The organism is Mucilaginibacter mallensis (assembly GCF_900105165.1).
Classification (GTDB): domain Bacteria; phylum Bacteroidota; class Bacteroidia; order Sphingobacteriales; family Sphingobacteriaceae; genus Mucilaginibacter; species Mucilaginibacter mallensis.
This window is the reverse complement of record NZ_LT629740.1, coordinates 3,652,330-3,669,369: the sequence shown is the minus strand read 5'-3', so window position 1 is coordinate 3,669,369 and position 17,040 is coordinate 3,652,330. Positions and strand designations below refer to the sequence as shown.

Genomic DNA, 17,040 nt, shown 5'->3' with positions numbered 1-17,040 from the left:
CCGCCCGCTGTTAACTTTTACTGCCAACTGCACACTGCCAACTGCGAACTATTTTATAGCTTTGCCCGTAAATAAAATAACCTTGCGCGAACACAAACGGATCATACTCATTTCGCTTATCACCGGTATTGTACTGATGATGGCCAAGTTTGGAGCCTACTTTTTAACAGCATCAAACTTTGTACTTACCGATGCTGCCGAAAGTATTGTGAATGTGCTGGCAAGTTCATTCGCCTTTTTTAGTATCTACCTGGCTTCGCAGCCGCGCGATGAGAACCATCCCTACGGGCACGGTAAAGTGGAGTATTTCTCTGTTTTTATCGAGGGTTCACTAATTGGAATAGCAGGGCTTATCATTATCTTTAAATCTATCTACGGGCTGTTTTACCCCAATGAGATTCATGATCTTTTATGGGGTGCAATCATCATCGGAACCACTGGTTTAATAAATGGTGGTTTGGGCTTTTACATGATACGTAAGGGTAAATCGCTGCCATCAATAACCATTGAGGCCGATGGGCGGCATTTGATCACAGATATGATCACCAGCTGTGGATTGGTAGTTGGCTTATTACTGATATATTTTACCGGCATTAAGATGCTGGATAATGCGCTATCCATATTTGTAGGCCTGTATATTGTATTTACCGGCTATAAACTGGTGCGTAAATCGGTAGGCGGATTAATGGATGAGGCCGATTTTGATGTGGTGAAAGAAATAGTGAAAGTGCTGGATGAGCAACGCCGTGATGAATGGATTGACCTGCATAATTTTCGCGCGCAAAAGTATGGTAATGAGCTGCATATCGATTGCCATTTAACGTTGCCCAATTACTTCGACCTGAACCGTGTACACATGGAAGTAAAATTGGTTGATAAGCTGATTAACAGTGAGATAACAAAAACAGAACTTTTTATACATACCGACCCATGTTTGCCCGATTGCTGCCACTATTGCAGCATGCACAATTGCCCTATCCGGTCGGAGCCTAAAACTGAGCGTATTACCTGGACAATGGATAAGGTTATTCGCAACAAGAAACACTTTGAAGATTAATGTACAATTTTAATGTTCGCGTATATGGCCTGCTGATTAATGATAATGATGAAATACTCATTAGCGATGAGCAGGAGTATGGCATGCGTTTTACAAAGTTCCCCGGTGGCGGTTTGGAGTATGGCGAGGGTTTGATAGATGGCCTGAAACGTGAGTTTGTTGAAGAATGTAATGCTGAGGTAGAAGTGATTAGTCATTTTTATACAACGGATTTCTTTATACAATCGGCATTTAATGATTCGCAGATCATCAGTGTATATTATATAGTTAAAAATATTAGCGAGCTGAACCTGAACATTAAAACAAAGGTATTTGATTTTGATGGCGAGGGCGATGTGCTGCAGGCTTTCCGTTGGGTGAAATTATCGGAGCTTGATCCGGAAGAGATCACTTTCCCTATCGACAGGCATGTGGCAAAGCTTTTAATAACACAATTATGAGTTTAGTTGACAGAGATTTAAGCGTAATATGGCATCCCTATACACAAATGAAAACTGCCTTACCACCGGTACCAATAGTACGCGGAGAGGGCGCTTGTTTGTATGGTGAAGATGGTAAAAAATATATAGATGGGGTATCATCATGGTGGGTGAATATTCATGGGCATGCGCATCCGTATATCGCCAAAAAAGTAGCGGAGCAGTTAACCAAACTGGAGCATGTAATATTTGCAGGCTTTACGCATGAGGGTGCGGTTGAGTTAGCAGAGCGTTTACTCAAAATATTACCCAGCAATCAAAAGAAGGCCTTTTACTCTGATAATGGTTCAACAGCTATTGAAGTAGCCATAAAAATGTGCTTACAATACTGGCATAACCAGGGCATAAAACGCAACAAGATACTGGCATTTAAAAATGCCTATCATGGTGACACCTTCGGGGCTATGGCAGTAAGCGGCAGGAGCGCCTTTACTGCACCTTTTGATTCAATGTTATTCGAAGTAGAATTTATTGATCTACCTGAGCAATCCAATATTGATAGTATCAAGTATCAGATATCAAGTATCAAGAATGAAGCTGCTTGTTTCATCTTTGAGCCATTAGTACAGGGCACTGCTGGCATGGTAATGTATGAGCCGCAATACCTGAATGAGTTGATGGCACATTGTCGCAAGGAAGGTGTATTGATGATTGATGATGAGATATTTGTAGGTTTTGGCCGTACAGGAAAGCTTTTCGCTTGCGATCATGTTATTGAGCAGCCGGATATCATGTGCTTTTCAAAAGGACTAACAGGCGGTACTATGGCGCTGGGATTAACTACCTGTACACAGCAGATCTATGACGCGTTTTTGTCGGATGATAAGCTGAAAACTTTGTTCCATGGGCATTCTTTTACGGCTAATCCTATTGCGTGCTCAGCAGCGTTGGCTAGTATGGACCTGCTGATGGAGGATACTACCATGGTAAACATCAAGCGGATAGAGGCGTTACATCAGCAATTTGCAGCCAGGATAAAAGATCACCCTAAAATAAAAAACATACGCCAAACCGGTACTATACTGGCTATGGACTGGGAAACAGGTGATAATACCTCGTATTTTAGTACACTGCGCGATAGGTTGTACCTATATTTTTTAGATGCCGGTATTATTTTGCGACCGCTGGGCAACATCATTTATATTTTACCTCCTTATTGCATTACCAATGATGAGCTAACCTATATTTACAGCAAAATTGAGCAGGCCCTTGAAGAATTGTAATTATGGAACTGAATAACATACTACCTACTATAATAGCCCAACCCCAACTGCATGCACGCTGGTTAAACACATTATCATTAATGGAAAATACCGGGGCGCGCAAAATATCAGCCAGTGAAGATCCGGTTACTGTAACTTATATCATACTAAAACATGCCGCCGAGGAGCATCGCCATGCCTTCTACCTTAAAAAGCAAATTGAGAAAGCAGGCGAGGGGTTATGCCCAACCTATGCAGGCGAATATTTATTAGCTCCGGCTTATAGTAAATATTATTTAAACCAGTTGGATGTAGATGTATGCCGCTATCTAAAGAAAGAACTGAAATTAACAGGTAGTGAACTGCGTTTTGCAGCCTATTTGCTGGTAACTTATGCTATTGAGGTACGTGCGGATGAACTTTACCCTGTTTACCAGGAAGCCCTTGACAATGTTGGCAGCAAAGTAAATGTAAAATCGATCATATTAGAAGAAGAAGGGCACCTGGAAGAGATGATCAACCAATTGAAAAAATTCTCGCCTGATTGGGAACTACATGCGCAAAAGGCAGTTGATATTGAAACCTGCTTGTTTGGCCAATGGGTGGAAGCGCTCTCAACAAGTCTAGCTTAAAACATATTATTCTATAATAAAAAACGCCTTTCTGTTTATCAGAAAGGCGTTTTTTATTGGAATGTATTTTTATTATGGATGCAGATCGCTCATACCTACTTTTTCAAAGTCTGGTGCAATAGCGTATGTTCCGGCAGGTGCTTTGCCATCGGTTATCGATTTGATGGTAATTGTGGTTTCCTGGCCTTGTTGAAAAGCTGTGTATTGCACCGGATAGCCACCTACACTAGCATAATAAAAAGGTAAAGCAGTAGGTGGAACAACAATGTCATTTGTTATCCATATATCATATGTTTTACCGCTTTTATTATCCTTAGCTGTAACTTTTTTACAGTTAAAGCCTGAAATTTGTTTTGTTTCAGTTGTGGGGGTAAAGGTAAATGTAGGGTAATTGGCAGCACCTTCTTCTATTTCCGCAGGTGTAGCAATGCCAGCTTTTTTCAGTCCCGCAACTGGAATATCAAGGATAACAGCCAGATAATCATGTTTTGCAGTGGTTAATATTTTAACGGTGCCCGGTCCAAAGCTTATGGTAGTAGCTGATGAGTCGGCTTTAAAATATTGTTTGGCTTCGGCAGGTTGTCCCTGTATAGTTGTGCTAAAGGTAGCAACGCCCTCATTAATAGTTTTTTGCGCTTTGGCATTAATGGCAATACAGGTTAAGGCAATGCCCAGGGTAGATGTTAAGGTCTTAATATTCATGTTTTTAGTTTATTTGATACAATTTAATGCTTTTTATTTATTGAAAACAAATTTATTATTATTCGTTAGATACGGTAATTAACGATTTGTTACGCTTTAATAAGCTGTATTTTATTTGCAGTGTATCAGCTTGTTTAATAACGCTGCTTATAAAATGATCGCTGTTGGTAGCATCTATAACGAGTAACTGGCACACATAGTTTTTATTTATTGAATTTATAGCTGCGTAGGGGTTGTTGGTAAGGTAAATGTAATCTGTTTTAAGCTTTTTATTAAGCGGTGCATCACTCAGGTCTTTATTAAACAGCACTAATCTTTTATTCATGAATTGGATGAGATTTCCCTTTTTCAACACAAAAGCCGACTGGATATCCTGCTTTAAATTATACACGCTTATAGTGCTGATCCCGCTACTATCCAGGTATGGCTGTATCGAGTATCGGTAGTTTTTATCGGTGTCGCTTAAATCAGAAATCACTACAGCCTTAGTGCCATTTTTTATCACTAAACCTATGTGTTTGTGCAGGTTAAGGAATGCTATACTGTTTGATTGCTGCGCGTAGATCTTTTTAATGCTGATGCTAATACTCAGCAATAAAAGGCAACCTAAACATGCTTGCAACAGCCACGATTTTTTGTAATAAAGGTAATAAAACAAACTGATAATAATGGCGTAAAGTAATAGATACTCCGTTGTGCTGAGCCATATTTTGTTTATGCTAGCAAAGGGTAAATGCTCCATAAAAGTCAGCACCTTGTTCATGATCAGGATAGTTTTATCCAGTAGGTAGGCGAGCGCGTTTGATATGCCAGGTATCTGCGGCAGCAACAAATAAATAAAACCGGTGTACATAATTATAGTAACCGGAATAAACACGAACAAGTTACTTACCAAAAAATAAACAGGGAACTGGTGAAAATAGAATGCGCTTAAGGGGAAGGTAACTACCTGCGCGGCTATCGATAGGGAGCATAGTCCCCATAATTTATCGGCCCATTTGTTTTTGAATTTGAGCCAGCTATAGACTATCGGCCTGAAAATAATTAAGCCGCTTATGGCTATGTAGGATAATTGAAATCCCACTTCGGTAATAAAATATGGATCATAAAATAAGAGCAAAAATGCCGAAACCGCCAATAAATTCAGCGAGTTGATATAGCGGCTATAAGTTTTGCCGATCACTATCAAGCTCACCATTAACACCGCCCGGCACACGGCAGGCGAAAAGCCGGTAAGCAATGCGTAATAGCATAATATGCTGATGATGATAACAGCCCTGATGAGCCTGCCATATTTATACTGCCACAGAAAACCAAGCGCCCAGCTCAACATTAGATAAATTACTGCTACTTGTGCCCCCGAAACCGTGAGCACGTAAACAGTACCCGTTGCTGAGTACGCCTGCAATACATTGCTGCTCATATCAGCTTTGTAACCAAGTATAATGGCTGATGCTACGGCAACCGCCGAAGTGTCGGTCATGCCAGCCTTAAACTTTTGAATCAGGCGCTGTTTTAACCGCAAGGAGTAGGCAACAACAGCATTTTCCGTATTGTAGGCTATAACTGCGTATTGATGCGGGTATAAAAAGGATTGATAATGAATATTCTGGTAGGCTAAATATTGTTTGTAGTTAAACTCTGCCGGGTTAAACGGCGGATCAACCGGTTTATAGTTTGCCGGGATAAGCAGTTCATCGCCATAATAAAGATTTTTTGCTGATGTGTCTTTTATAGTGATGAGCAAATTGCCTGTAACCGGTGTTTGCTTTCCGTTTGAGACGCTTTCTTTAACATCAGCTTTAAATCGGAATAAACCGTTTTTGAGTACAGGCTCATTACTGATCTTTACAATAGCATATTGCGCAGTTGTTTTTGAGAAATGGGTCGAACGGTTAAGCTCATTATAATTGATAACGCTTATACAGCCAAACAATAATAATATACCAACCATTAATGATCCGCCAAGCCATCGGTATTTATAAATATTGAATCTTTTATAAGTAAGGTTTAGCGCGATGAAAATAAAGCTTAATGAATGGAACAGGATAGTGAGCGGGGTTACATCAGTAGCATGGGTAAAGTTTAGTCCAACGCTTATACCCAGTAAAAAAGGAATAATTAAAACTACAAAAGGGATCTCGCCTCTGTGATTTGCTATCATAATCTCTATTTGTCATTGTGAGGAGGAACGACGCGGCAACCTCGTCGCTTGCATATTGAATGCGACGAGATTGCCACTCCGCTTCCAGCGGATCGCAATGACATGGTTTTTATTTAGGAAAAAATAAAGATAACTTTTACCCCGTAATCTACAACTGATCGCGTACTTCGAGCAGGAATTTTTTTATATTTTCGAGGGAATCCAGAACGCGCTGGGTATCCTTGGTATCACCTGAGTTATTTTTCAGGTGATCTTTAGCGCCGTTAAGGGTATAGCCTTTATCACGTATCAGATGAAAAATGATCTTGAGGTTCTCGATATCCTCGGGGGTGAAATAACGGTTGCCCTTTTTGTTCTTTTTAGGCTGAAGAACGTCAAACTCCTTTTCATAAAAACGGATAAGCGACTGATTTACATCAAACATGGCAGATACCTCGCCCATGGTGTAGTACATCTTGTTTATATCGCGTTCTTTATAAGGCATGGTACAAAGGTAGGTGATTTTTTTGGGAGTCGGAAAGTCTGAAAATTTAAAACCACGTGTCATTTCGAACGATAGTGAGAAATCTTCTGCGATATGTATAACCGCTATGCAAACCGCAGAAGTTTTCTCCTCGTACCTCATTCGAAATGACAAAGCTTATTAACTTTTTACTTTCCGACTTTCCGTCTTTCGGACTTTCCGACTAAACTCTATCTTTGCACCTTATGACAGCTACCGAAATACGCAAGGCTTTTTTAGATTTTTTTGCAGCTAAGGGACATACCATCGTGCCTTCAGCGCCAATTGTGGTTAAAAATGATCCAACCCTGATGTTCACCAACGCGGGAATGAACCAGTTTAAAGCCATTTTTTTGGGCGAGGAACCTGCCAAATATCCGCGCGTTGCCGATACGCAGCGTTGCTTACGTGTATCGGGCAAGCATAACGACCTGGAAGAAGTGGGTATTGATACCTATCACCATACCATGTTCGAGATGCTGGGCAACTGGAGCTTTGGCGACTACTTTAAAAAGGAAGCCATTGCCTGGAGTTGGGAACTGCTGACTGAAGTTTACAAACTGCCAAAAGACCGCCTGTACGTGAGCTACTTTGAAGGCGACGAAAAGGAGGGACTGGCAAAGGATACTGAAACCTACGACCTGTGGAAACAGTATGTTGATGAGGCCCATATTTTACCCGGCAACAAAAAGGATAACTTTTGGGAAATGGGTGAAACAGGTCCTTGCGGGCCGTGTACGGAGATCCACTTTGATAGTCGCCCGGATGCGGAGCGTGCCGAGGTAAGCGGTGCCACACTGGTAAATGCCGACCATGACCAGGTGATTGAGATCTGGAACAACGTATTCATGCAGTTTAACCGCCTCAAAGATGGTTCATTGCAAACCCTGCCTGCACAGCATGTGGATACCGGGATGGGCTTTGAGCGCTTGGTAAGGGTGTTGCAGGGGAAGTCATCTAATTATGACACGGATGTTTTTCAGCCGTTGATCCAATTTATAGCTGAGAAAAGTAATAAGAAATATAACAGCGCCGCCAAACCCGGCGAAGAAGGTTGGAACGATGCCGTTGCCATGCGTGTAATGGCCGACCATATCCGCGCCATCAGCTTTGCTATATCAGACGGTCAATTGCCATCAAACAATAAAGCAGGCTATGTTATTCGTCGCATTTTAAGAAGAGCCGTTAGATATCAATATCAATATTTAGGATTTAAAGAACCGTTTTTAAACCAGTTGGTGCTTTTACTGGCAGAGCAGTTTAAGGGTGTGTTTGATGGGTTGTATAATCAGAAAGATTTTGTGCAGCGAGTTGTTTTACAAGAGGAAGAATCATTTTTAAAAACACTTGCTACCGGTATAGAACTATTAATGAGGAATATAGTATATCTGAATAAGATTAGTGAGTTTTTACTTGACCATAAAGGAAAAAATTGGCATCAATTTGATATAAACCATATTTCAAAATATGGGTCAGATGATGTAAATACCGTTGTGCAAAATTTAGCTCATCACGTTTCTGAGATGCCTGTACCGTTACGGGGATTTAGTTTTTATTCACTAATGAATGAACTTCTAAATTTAACGGACTATAACACAGCATTTAAAAAGCTGTTTGATATGGTTCAATATATTCCGGGAGAGACAACTTTTATATTATATGATACTTATGGATTCCCATTTGACTTAACCAGATTAATTCTGAATGAACATATGTATAAAGCAGATGAAGATATATTCGATCATTATTTGCAAATTCAAAAATCCCGCTCTCGCGCTGCTACAGCTATCGATACCACCGATTGGATCGTTTTGAAAGACGACGACACCGTTGAGTTCACCGGTTATGATGAAACGGAAAGCATTGCCCATGTGGTGAAATACCGCAAGGTAACCGCCAAAGGCAAGGAGCAATACCAAATCGTGCTGGATAAAACACCATTTTATGCCGAAAGCGGTGGGCAGGTGGGTGATACCGGCGAACTGGTTTTCCCGGATGGGGAGGTGATCGATGTTACCGATACCAAGAAAGAGAATGGCCTGATCGTTCATTTTGTAGATAAGCTGCCGGATGATATTGACGATGCATTAACCGCTATTGTTGATGCCGATAAGCGCAACAGTACTAATAATAACCACTCGGCTACGCACCTTTTGCACGCTGCCATGAAACAGGTGTTGGGTACGCACGTGAATCAGAAAGGCTCATTGGTAAACTCAGAATACCTGCGTTTCGATTTCTCGCACTTTGCCAAAGTAACCGATGAGGAACTGGCAAGGATAGAGGCTATCGTTAATGAAAAGATCCGCGAGAATATCGCCCTTAAAGAAGAACGCGATGTGCCTTATGATGTAGCTATCCAAAGCGGTGTAACCGCATTGTTCGGTGAAAAATATGGTGATAAGGTACGTGTCATCACTTTTGATGAAACCTTTAGCAAGGAGCTTTGCGGGGGTACGCATGTAAAAGCTACCGGCTTTATTGGTTACTTTAAAATTACATCCGAAAGCGCCGTAGCTGCCGGTGTACGCCGTATCGAGGCCATCACAGGTATCGCTGCCGAAAACTTTATCAACGAGCAAAGCAAGCTGGTTAATCAGTTAAAAGACCTCTTGAAGAATCCAAAGGATATCGCTAAAAGCGTTGAAAGTCTGCTGGATGAAAATGCGAAGCTTAAAAAGGAAATAGAAAAATCCATCCTCGAAAAATCGTCGGGCTTAAAAAATGAGCTGGCTAAAAAGGTAGAAAGCATAAATGGTATCAACTTCATCGCCCAAAAAGTGGAACTGCCTAATGCCGATGCGATAAAGAACCTGGCCTACCAGTTAAAGGATATTGTATCAGACTTGTTCCTGGTATTGGCTGCGGATATCGACGGCAAACCAAACCTAACCGTAATGTTGAGTGAAAACCTGGTGAAGGACAAAGGCTTAAACGCGGGCAATATTGTGCGTGAATTAGCTAAAGAAATACAAGGTGGTGGTGGTGGTCAGCCGTTTTTTGCTACTGCTGGCGGTAAGGATTTGGGGGGGGTGGATAGAGCTTTGGAAAAGGCAAAGAGTTTTGTAGCTTAAAAAGGAGAGGCCAAAGTGCGATTCCCCTCTTGAGAGGGGTGTAGGGGTGTGTTTGTGCAAGCAGCAGAAACCCACCCCTGCCACTACACCATCCATCGCGCCCCCTCCAGGGAGGGGAACTAAAAAACACACCTACGCCGAATGCGCGTAAGTTCTCACAAACATATCTTTCTCAATAGCAGCAATAAGCTCATTGCCTGCTTTTTTCTGTGAGCCTGAAAGTTGCCTCAATTGATTAGTGTAGTCAATCGCCTTTTCCTCATCATCAAAAAGCAGTACAAGGCTATTATTTACCTCGCTATCAATACCATCAGGCATTGGTAACATAAAATTACTAAAAGTTGAATAATCAATCTTCGCAGGACCGTTTGAAGGAATACTGATACGTAGCATGTTAATAACTTTTATAGGTTTATTTTATATAGATTGAACAATAGGAATGAAAAGGTGTTTTGTGCAGTTTATGTTTATTTGTAATTTTTTTGTCACAGATTCAGCGTTTTAAGCATCCTGCTTAACAATTAAATAACATTGGCCGATTTTGAAATCAGCTATTCATTGACTAATTTAAGGCAGAATAAGACCTCTGGCCATAAATCAATGACTGAAAAAAGCACTGAACAATTAAAAAGAGTTTTAAAACCCATACATCTGTGGGCCATAGCGGTTGGGTTGGTTATCTCCGGCGAATATTTTGGGTGGAACTATGGCTGGGGCGTTTCGGGTACAATCGGCTTTCTGATAGCTACGCTCATCATCACGGTAATGTACGTTACCTTTATTTTTAGCTATACCGAGTTGACTACGGCCATTCCGCATGCAGGCGGCGCTTTTGCTTATGCGTACCGTGCAATGGGGCCGTTTGGCGGGTTAATAGCCGGTTATGCCACCTTGGTCGATTTCCTGTTCGCTACACCTGCCATAGCGGCGGCATTGGGTAGTTACCTTCACTTTTTATATCCGCAGATACCTATAATACCCTCGGCAATGGTGTTTAATCTGCTATTTGTTATTATTAATATATCGGGGGTAAAGGAGTCGGCTACGTTTTCTGTTTTTATAACCATATTGGCTGTTGGCGAACTATTGTTGTTCATGGGCATCATCGGGCCGCATTTTAAGATGGCTAATTATTTGGCCCACCCTATGCCTTTTGGTTGGGGAGGGGTGTTTGCCGCGTTGCCATTCGCGGTATGGTTTTATTTGGCGATAGAAGGCGTAGCCATGGTTGCTGAGGAAGTAAAAGAACCCAAGAAGAATATCCCTAAAGGCTACATATCCGGCCTGGCTACATTGATATTTTTAGCCTTAGGCGTAATGATATTAACAGGCGGCATTACCGATTGGCGCATCTTCTCAAAAAATATGGATTACCCCTTGCCCGAGGCTATCGCTATAGCTTTAGGCAAAGCTAACGGCTTAACTAAAATATTTGCCAGCATAGGCCTGTTTGGGTTGATCGCATCGTTCCATGGTACTATACTGGCGTCATCAAGACAGGTTTTCGCTATGGCCAGGAGCGGTTATTTGCCGCGGTTTTTATCAGGAGTAAACCATAAATTCAAAACGCCGCATTGGGCAATTATTGTAGCCGGGCTTATCAGTTGTTTAGCTTTATTATCAGGTAAAACCGATCAGATCATAGTGTTGTCGGTATTAGGCGCTATTGTAATGTATTTAATGAGCATGGCGAGCCTGTTTATCCTCCGTAAAAAAGAACCTAATTTAGAGCGGCCTTTTGCTTCGCCATTTTACCCGGTGTTCCCGGCTGTGGCCTTGTTTATATCTGCGGTATGTTTGTTCGCTATTATGTATTATAACTTTTATATCAGCCTCCTATTTTTTGCAGGGTTGGCAGTGGCTATTGCCATTTTTGTGCTAATGGGGAAACATAAGGTGAGGTTGACGGAGGAGAATATGGTAGCTGAACCGGGATTCGTCGGATTAAATTGATTACATGATATAGTAACCGCGCAAATAAAACTTACGAAGTTTTTAAAACTTCGTAAGTTTCGTGTAAAGTGACTAATGATAGCGCAGTGAAATGACCCAATGAGTAGTAATTGCGAAGCGACACCAATGAACTAATGAACAAGTGACCAGTGAACTACAAAACCACAATTAAAGGAAAAGTATACAGGTTTAACGACCTGAAAACATTGCTTGCAAAGGCTTCGCCTTTTCGTACTGGGGATGCGCTGGCGGGTTTGTGTGCCGATAGTTATGAGGAAAGGGTTGCCGCGCAGATGGTTTTAGCTGATGTGCCTTTGAAGAATTTTTTGAACGAAGCCATCATTCCTTACGAACAAGATGAAATAACAAGGCTGATAATTGATAGTCACGATGCCGGTGCTTTTAACACAATAAGTAGCCTAACGGTTGGCGAGCTGCGCGACTGGCTGTTGAGCGATGATACTGATGCCGCAGTTTTAAAAAATATCGAGGCTGGTTTAACGCCTGAGATGGTTGCGGCGGTATCCAAACTAATGGGTAACCAGGACCTGATCGCGACAGCAAAAAAGATTGAGGTGGTAACACGTTTCCGTAATACTATTGGTTTAAAGGGACATTTTTCAACCCGTTTACAGCCTAACCACCCCACAGATGACCCCAAAGGCATAGCCGCCAGTATAATTGAGGGCCTGCTGTATGCCAGTGGCGATGCGGTTATCGGTATTAACCCGGCAACTGATAGTCCGGCGGGAGTGATGCAACTACTGCGGATGATAGATACTTTGCGGCAGCAGTTCGAGATACCTATACAATCATGTGTGTTGAGCCATATTACTACCACACTTGAGCTTATCAATAATAATGCTGATACGCCTGTTGATCTTTGTTTTCAATCCATAGGTGGTACAGAGAAAACTAATACCAGCTTCGGCATAAACTTAGCTTTAATTGAGGAAGCTTACCAGGCAACGTTGTCGTTAAACCGGGGGACAATCGGGAAAAATGTAATGTATTTTGAAACGGGGCAGGGCAGCGCCTTATCTGCAAATGCGCACCATGGGGTTGATCAGCAAACCTGCGAGGTGCGGGCTTATGCCATAGCCCGTAAGTTTAATCCGCTATTGGTTAATACCGTAGTTGGTTTTATCGGCCCCGAATATTTGTACGATGGTAAGCAGATCATTCGCGCTGCGCTGGAAGACCACTTTTGTGGCAAATTATTGGGCTTACCGATGGGAGTAGATGTGTGCTATACCAACCACGCCGAAGCCGATCAGGATGATATGGATAACCTGCTTACGCTGTTGGGCATTGCAGGTTGCAATTTTATTATGGGGATACCAGGTTCGGATGATATTATGCTGAATTACCAGTCAACCTCATTTCATGATGCTTTATATTTGAGAAAAGTATTGGGATTAAAACCCGCGCCCGAATTTGAGCAATGGCTGATGAAGCAGGGTATTATGGACGAAAAGGGCAGCCTGACTTCAAAGAATCAGGCAGGGTTATTGAGCCATTTCGGAGGGTTATGGATAAAATAACAAAAGGACAGTTAAAACTTGAAGATCCGCTGAACCTGTTAAAGGAATTTACCGCGGCAAGGATAGCTATTGGTCGTGCCGGGACGAGTATTCCGATAAAACAAACCCTTGAATTTAAACTGGCCCATGCCCATGCCCGTGATGCAGTGTATTCGGTTTTGGATATTGAGGGCATATTAAATAATCTTACGCAGTTTAATTTACCGGGCTTATTATTACACAGTAAGGCCAATAGCAGGGCTCAATATCTGCAACGCCCCGATCTGGGCCGAAAACTGAATGAGGCATCAGCAGAACAACTAACAACCAATAGCGGTAATTATGATGTTGTAATTATTATAGCCGACGGACTTTCCGCTACTGCAGTAAATGAAAATACGAGTGGAATACTAAAATATCTTATTCCGCTTTTGCAGGATGCTAAATTAAAGATATCCCCTGTTTGTCTGGTGGAGCAGGGTAGGGTAGCCCTTGGCGATGAACTGGCATACCTGTTAAAAGCCCGGTTTGCCATAATGCTGATAGGCGAACGCCCCGGACTGAGTTCGGCAGACAGTATAGGGGCTTATCTTACCTACAACCCCAAGCCGGGACTAACCGATGAATCACGCAATTGCATTTCCAATATTCGCCCGCATGGGCTAAAATACAAAGCAGCAGCAGGTAAAATATTTTATTTGGTGCAGGAGGCTTTTAGGTTGAAATTGTCTGGTGTCGGGCTGAAGGATAACCAGGGGTTGATTGGTTATTAGTCATTATACTTCGCTGTCATTATGCTTCGCGTCATTAGTCATTCGCTGCGCTGTCATTAGTTCACTGAGATCGCTTCTCAAACAAACTTACGAAGTTTTCAAAACTTCGTAAGTTTGTTTTCGTCGATTATTACATTCTATAAATCAATCAAATCCTAAAAATCCTGGTTCCTATTTCTTCTTATCATCCTTTATATACCCGCTAAAGCTTATCGCGTCGCGGCCATTGCTGAGGGCTTGTACACTGGCGGTACCATTGGTAAATATATCAATATTTAATTTGCTGGTTCGCCTCACATCCTGCAGCGTGATGGTTATGGTCCAGCCGCCTTTTTTCTTGGGGGTTACCACATAAGTAAACTTTGTAGAGGTAAATTTCACACCGTCATCAGTTGCTCCGTATGGCACATCCATATATGCGCGGCCAAAATAGGGCAGATATGCAATTACAGAGTCCTTTCTGACTTTCAGATCATAATCAGAGGTAAGATATTTTTGTCCGCCCCTTAATGGTAGTGCATATTGGGCAACAAAAGTATAGCGCTGCGCATCTATCTTGCTTTTTATGGAGGCTGCTTTAGCCTGCTCCTTGGCTTGTTTATCTGTTTGCTGTGCGTTTGTTGTTCCAACAATAAGAAGCAGGGCGATAATAAATGCTGATGATACTAAGGTTTTCATGGTGAATGGTTTATATAGGTATAACGTAAAAAATGGTGTTGTTGATTTAAAGTTAGGGAATAATTTATATTAAAAAAAATGTCATTGCGAGGAGGAACGACGAAGCAAACTCGTCGCGTTCAATATGCAAGCGACGAGTTTGCCACTCCGATGCCAGCGGATCGCAATGACATCGGTGGACTGGGGTTCAACAAAAAAGCCACTCTTTAGAGTGGCTTTTCCATATTCGTGTAATTCGTGAATTAAATCAATTCGTGTAATTCGTGAATAATTATATCAAGTTCACGCTTCTGTTAACAAACTCAGTAAGCTCAGCACCTTTTAACAGGCCTTGTGAAAGCAGGGCTAGATCAAATGCTTGTTTAGCCAGTTGTGCTTGTACTTCTTCGTTTTCATCACCCAAAATACGGCTGATGAGTTTGTGGTTGCCATTAACTACAACTTTATAGTTATCGGGCATGTTGCCATAAAAGCCCATGCCGCCACCCATTGCAGCCATATCTTTCATGCGGCGCATAAATTCGTCCATGGTTACAGTTACCGGTAGCTCATCAGGATTAAGGCTTTCCAGTTCAACCTTAAAGGCAGGTTTGTTTATAGCCTTATCAAAAATTGATTTCACTTTGGTAACCTGCTCTTCAGTTAAAACACTTTCAGGCGCTTCGCCTTTGTTGATCAGCTTGTCGGCTACATCAGCATCAACACGTTTTAATGATGTTTTTTCAAGCTTTTGCTCCAGTTGACTGATGAAGTGGGTATCAATAGGTGTATCCATCAGTAACACATCATAACCCTTTTTATTAGCTGATTGGATAAATGCATCCTGTTTCGATGGGTCATTAGTATAAATGTACACCAAACGGTCATCCTTATCAGTTTGTACCGGAGCTACTTTCTCCTTGTATTCTTCTAAAGTGAAGTTCTCTTTTGTGGTGCTGGTAAGCAAAACAAAGTCTTTGGCTTTATCATAAAACTTCTCTTCGGTTATCATACCGTATTTTACGAAAACGCCAATGTCGCTCCATTTTTCTTCATAAGCCTTGCGGTCGCTTTTGAAAAGCTCAGCCAGTTTATCAGCCACTTTTTTGGTGATATAGCTGTTGATTTTTTTAACATTGCTATCAGCCTGTAAAAAGCTACGTGATACGTTCAACGGAATATCTGGTGAGTCAATAACACCATGCAGCAGCATTAAAAATTCAGGTACAATGTCCTTCACCTCGTCGGTAATAAATACCTGGCGCGAGAAAAGTTTGATCTTGTTTTTTTGTACCTCGAAATCGTTCTTCAGCTTAGGGAAGTAAAGCACGCCTGTAAGATTGAACGGATAATCCACATTCAGATGGATCCAGAACAATGGCTCTTCAGAAAACGGATAAAGTTCTTTGTAGAAATTCAGGTAATCCTCGTCCTTCAGTTCAGATGGAGCTTTTGTCCAGATAGGGTTGGTATCGTTAATGATGTTATCAACGGCAACTGAAATATATTTTGGCTTGCCTTCTTCATCAACACCATCTTCTTCTTCCTGGGTTTTTGTGCCGAATTTGATAGGCACAGGCAGGAATTTGCAATATTTATCCAATATCTCCTGTAAACGGTGCTCGCTTAAAAACTCTTCACCCTCCTGGTTAACGTGCAGGGTTATTTCTGTACCGCGTTCAGCTAAAGTGCCTTCGCCAATTTCAAACTCGGTGCTGCCATCGCATACCCAGTAAGCCGGCTCAGCGCCATCCTGGTAGCTCAGTGTTTGTATTTCTACCTTGTCAGCCACCATAAATGCCGAGTAAAAGCCCAAACCAAAACGGCCGATGATCTCGTTGGCATCTTTAGCCTCCTTGAATTTTTCCATAAACTCAGTAGCACCTGAAAATGCGATCTGGTTAATGTATTTTTTAATTTCATCGGCTGTCATACCCAAGCCATTGTCGGATATGGTTATTGTCTTTTTGTCTGCATCAAAAGCAACTTCTACGCGCAGGTCGCCAAGTTCGCCGTTGTACTGGCCCAATGAGGCAAGGCGTTTAATTTTTTGTGTTGCATCTACCGCGTTTGATACCAGCTCGCGCAAAAATATCTCATGATCGGAGTATAAGAACTTCTTAATTATCGGGAAAATGTTCTCGGTATGTATCGAAATCGTTCCTTTTTCTTGCATAATATTTTCTTGTATTGTTTAATTAATGATTGTGCTCGTACTATATCAATGCCTGTTCCAAAAGGAGCGGGGTTGTCAAATTGGCAGTACGTTGAGTTGAAAGTTTAAGGTAGAAAGTTTAAAACTAATAGCCCATCAGTGTATAA

At 41.7% G+C, this 17,040-nt stretch carries 14 protein-coding genes; 8 read left to right on the top strand and 6 right to left on the bottom strand.

All coding sequences use genetic code 11. The features are described from left to right. Nucleotides 1–82: 82 nt before the first annotated feature. Genes BLU33_RS14880 through BLU33_RS14865 form a run of 4 tightly spaced genes read left to right on the top strand, consistent with a single transcriptional unit; the run spans nucleotide 83 to nucleotide 3,370 of the window. A complete protein-coding gene (locus BLU33_RS14880; protein ID WP_091380608.1) occupies nucleotides 83–1,057 on the top strand; it encodes a cation diffusion facilitator family transporter in 975 nt (324 codons plus the stop codon). Further along, nucleotides 1,057–1,497: an NUDIX domain-containing protein gene (locus BLU33_RS14875; RefSeq protein ID WP_091374420.1), complete on the top strand. Its 441-nt coding sequence runs from the start codon at nucleotides 1,057–1,059 to the stop codon at nucleotides 1,495–1,497. The genes BLU33_RS14880 and BLU33_RS14875 overlap by 1 nt, the downstream gene beginning before the upstream one ends. Then, complete coding sequence (gene bioA, locus BLU33_RS14870; protein WP_091374417.1) at nucleotides 1,494–2,759, top strand: adenosylmethionine--8-amino-7-oxononanoate transaminase; 1,266 nt, start codon at nucleotides 1,494–1,496, stop codon at nucleotides 2,757–2,759. Before BLU33_RS14875 ends, bioA begins: the two co-directional genes overlap by 4 nt. 2 nt (nucleotides 2,760–2,761) lie before the next feature. Further along, entirely contained in the window at nucleotides 2,762–3,370 is a 609-nt protein-coding gene (locus BLU33_RS14865; RefSeq protein WP_172829256.1) for a hypothetical protein, read from the top strand. A 72-nt stretch (nucleotides 3,371–3,442) separates the two neighbouring features. Here the strand turns inward: BLU33_RS14865 and BLU33_RS14860 are convergent, their stop codons facing one another. The 3 genes from BLU33_RS14860 to BLU33_RS14850 all read right to left on the bottom strand — a co-directional run bounded on the left by BLU33_RS14860 (nucleotide 3,443) and on the right by BLU33_RS14850 (nucleotide 6,720). Continuing rightward, entirely contained in the window at nucleotides 3,443–4,072 is a 630-nt protein-coding gene (locus BLU33_RS14860; protein WP_091374414.1) for a DUF4412 domain-containing protein, read from the bottom strand. Nucleotides 4,073–4,130: 58 nt separating this feature from the next. Further along, on the bottom strand, nucleotides 4,131–6,236 hold the full coding sequence (locus BLU33_RS14855) for a ComEC/Rec2 family competence protein (RefSeq protein WP_091374411.1): 2,106 nt from the start codon (nucleotides 6,234–6,236) through the stop codon (nucleotides 4,131–4,133). A gap of 148 nt (nucleotides 6,237–6,384) precedes the next feature. After that, nucleotides 6,385–6,720: a MerR family transcriptional regulator gene (locus BLU33_RS14850; protein ID WP_091374408.1), complete on the bottom strand. Its 336-nt coding sequence runs from the start codon at nucleotides 6,718–6,720 to the stop codon at nucleotides 6,385–6,387. Nucleotides 6,721–6,944: 224 nt separating this feature from the next. On the opposite strand from BLU33_RS14850, the gene alaS reads away from it, so the two are divergent. Beyond that, nucleotides 6,945–9,812, top strand: coding sequence for an alanine--tRNA ligase (gene alaS / locus BLU33_RS25520; RefSeq protein WP_232009297.1), 2,868 nt, complete (start codon nucleotides 6,945–6,947; stop codon nucleotides 9,810–9,812). Nucleotides 9,813–9,944: 132 nt separating this feature from the next. Here alaS and BLU33_RS14835 read toward each other — a convergent pair whose 3' ends face one another. Then, nucleotides 9,945–10,205, bottom strand: coding sequence for an RNA-binding protein (locus BLU33_RS14835; RefSeq protein WP_091374406.1), 261 nt, complete (start codon nucleotides 10,203–10,205; stop codon nucleotides 9,945–9,947). A gap of 138 nt (nucleotides 10,206–10,343) precedes the next feature. Here BLU33_RS14835 and eat point away from each other — a divergent pair, with 138 nt between their 5' ends. The 3 genes from eat (at nucleotide 10,344) to eutC (ending at nucleotide 14,061) form a co-directional block, all read left to right on the top strand. Beyond that, on the top strand, nucleotides 10,344–11,765 hold the full coding sequence (eat, locus tag BLU33_RS14830; protein ID WP_232009295.1) for an ethanolamine permease: 1,422 nt from the start codon (nucleotides 10,344–10,346) through the stop codon (nucleotides 11,763–11,765). A 149-nt stretch (nucleotides 11,766–11,914) separates the two neighbouring features. Beyond that, entirely contained in the window at nucleotides 11,915–13,309 is a 1,395-nt protein-coding gene (locus BLU33_RS14825; protein WP_091374403.1) for an ethanolamine ammonia-lyase subunit EutB, read from the top strand. After that, entirely contained in the window at nucleotides 13,297–14,061 is a 765-nt protein-coding gene (eutC, locus tag BLU33_RS14820; RefSeq protein WP_091374400.1) for an ethanolamine ammonia-lyase subunit EutC, read from the top strand. The genes BLU33_RS14825 and eutC overlap by 13 nt, the downstream gene beginning before the upstream one ends. 171 nt (nucleotides 14,062–14,232) lie before the next feature. Here eutC and BLU33_RS14815 read toward each other — a convergent pair whose 3' ends face one another. Further along, nucleotides 14,233–14,739, bottom strand: coding sequence for a DUF4251 domain-containing protein (locus BLU33_RS14815; protein ID WP_091374398.1), 507 nt, complete (start codon nucleotides 14,737–14,739; stop codon nucleotides 14,233–14,235). A gap of 271 nt (nucleotides 14,740–15,010) precedes the next feature. Beyond that, a complete protein-coding gene (htpG, locus tag BLU33_RS14810; protein ID WP_091374395.1) occupies nucleotides 15,011–16,894 on the bottom strand; it encodes a molecular chaperone HtpG in 1,884 nt (627 codons plus the stop codon). Nucleotides 16,895–17,040 lie beyond the last annotated feature (146 nt).

Bases quoted from the DNA above. Each gene is read 5' to 3' on its own strand.
- alaS (WP_232009297.1), top strand. From the start codon at position 6,945: ATGACAGCTACCGAAATACGCAAGGCTTTTTTAGATTTTTTTGCAGCT.
- BLU33_RS14835 (WP_091374406.1), bottom strand. From the start codon at position 10,205: ATGCTACGTATCAGTATTCCTTCAAACGGTCCTGCGAAGATTGATTAT.
- BLU33_RS14850 (WP_091374408.1), bottom strand. From the start codon at position 6,720: ATGCCTTATAAAGAACGCGATATAAACAAGATGTACTACACCATGGGC.
- BLU33_RS14865 (WP_172829256.1), top strand. From the start codon at position 2,762: ATGGAACTGAATAACATACTACCTACTATAATAGCCCAACCCCAACTG.
- BLU33_RS14815 (WP_091374398.1), bottom strand. From the start codon at position 14,739: ATGAAAACCTTAGTATCATCAGCATTTATTATCGCCCTGCTTCTTATT.
- BLU33_RS14875 (WP_091374420.1), top strand. From the start codon at position 1,057: ATGTACAATTTTAATGTTCGCGTATATGGCCTGCTGATTAATGATAAT.
- htpG (WP_091374395.1), bottom strand. From the start codon at position 16,894: ATGCAAGAAAAAGGAACGATTTCGATACATACCGAGAACATTTTCCCG.
- eutC (WP_091374400.1), top strand. From the start codon at position 13,297: ATGGATAAAATAACAAAAGGACAGTTAAAACTTGAAGATCCGCTGAAC.
- bioA (WP_091374417.1), top strand. From the start codon at position 1,494: ATGAGTTTAGTTGACAGAGATTTAAGCGTAATATGGCATCCCTATACA.
- BLU33_RS14860 (WP_091374414.1), bottom strand. From the start codon at position 4,072: ATGAATATTAAGACCTTAACATCTACCCTGGGCATTGCCTTAACCTGT.
- BLU33_RS14855 (WP_091374411.1), bottom strand. From the start codon at position 6,236: ATGATAGCAAATCACAGAGGCGAGATCCCTTTTGTAGTTTTAATTATT.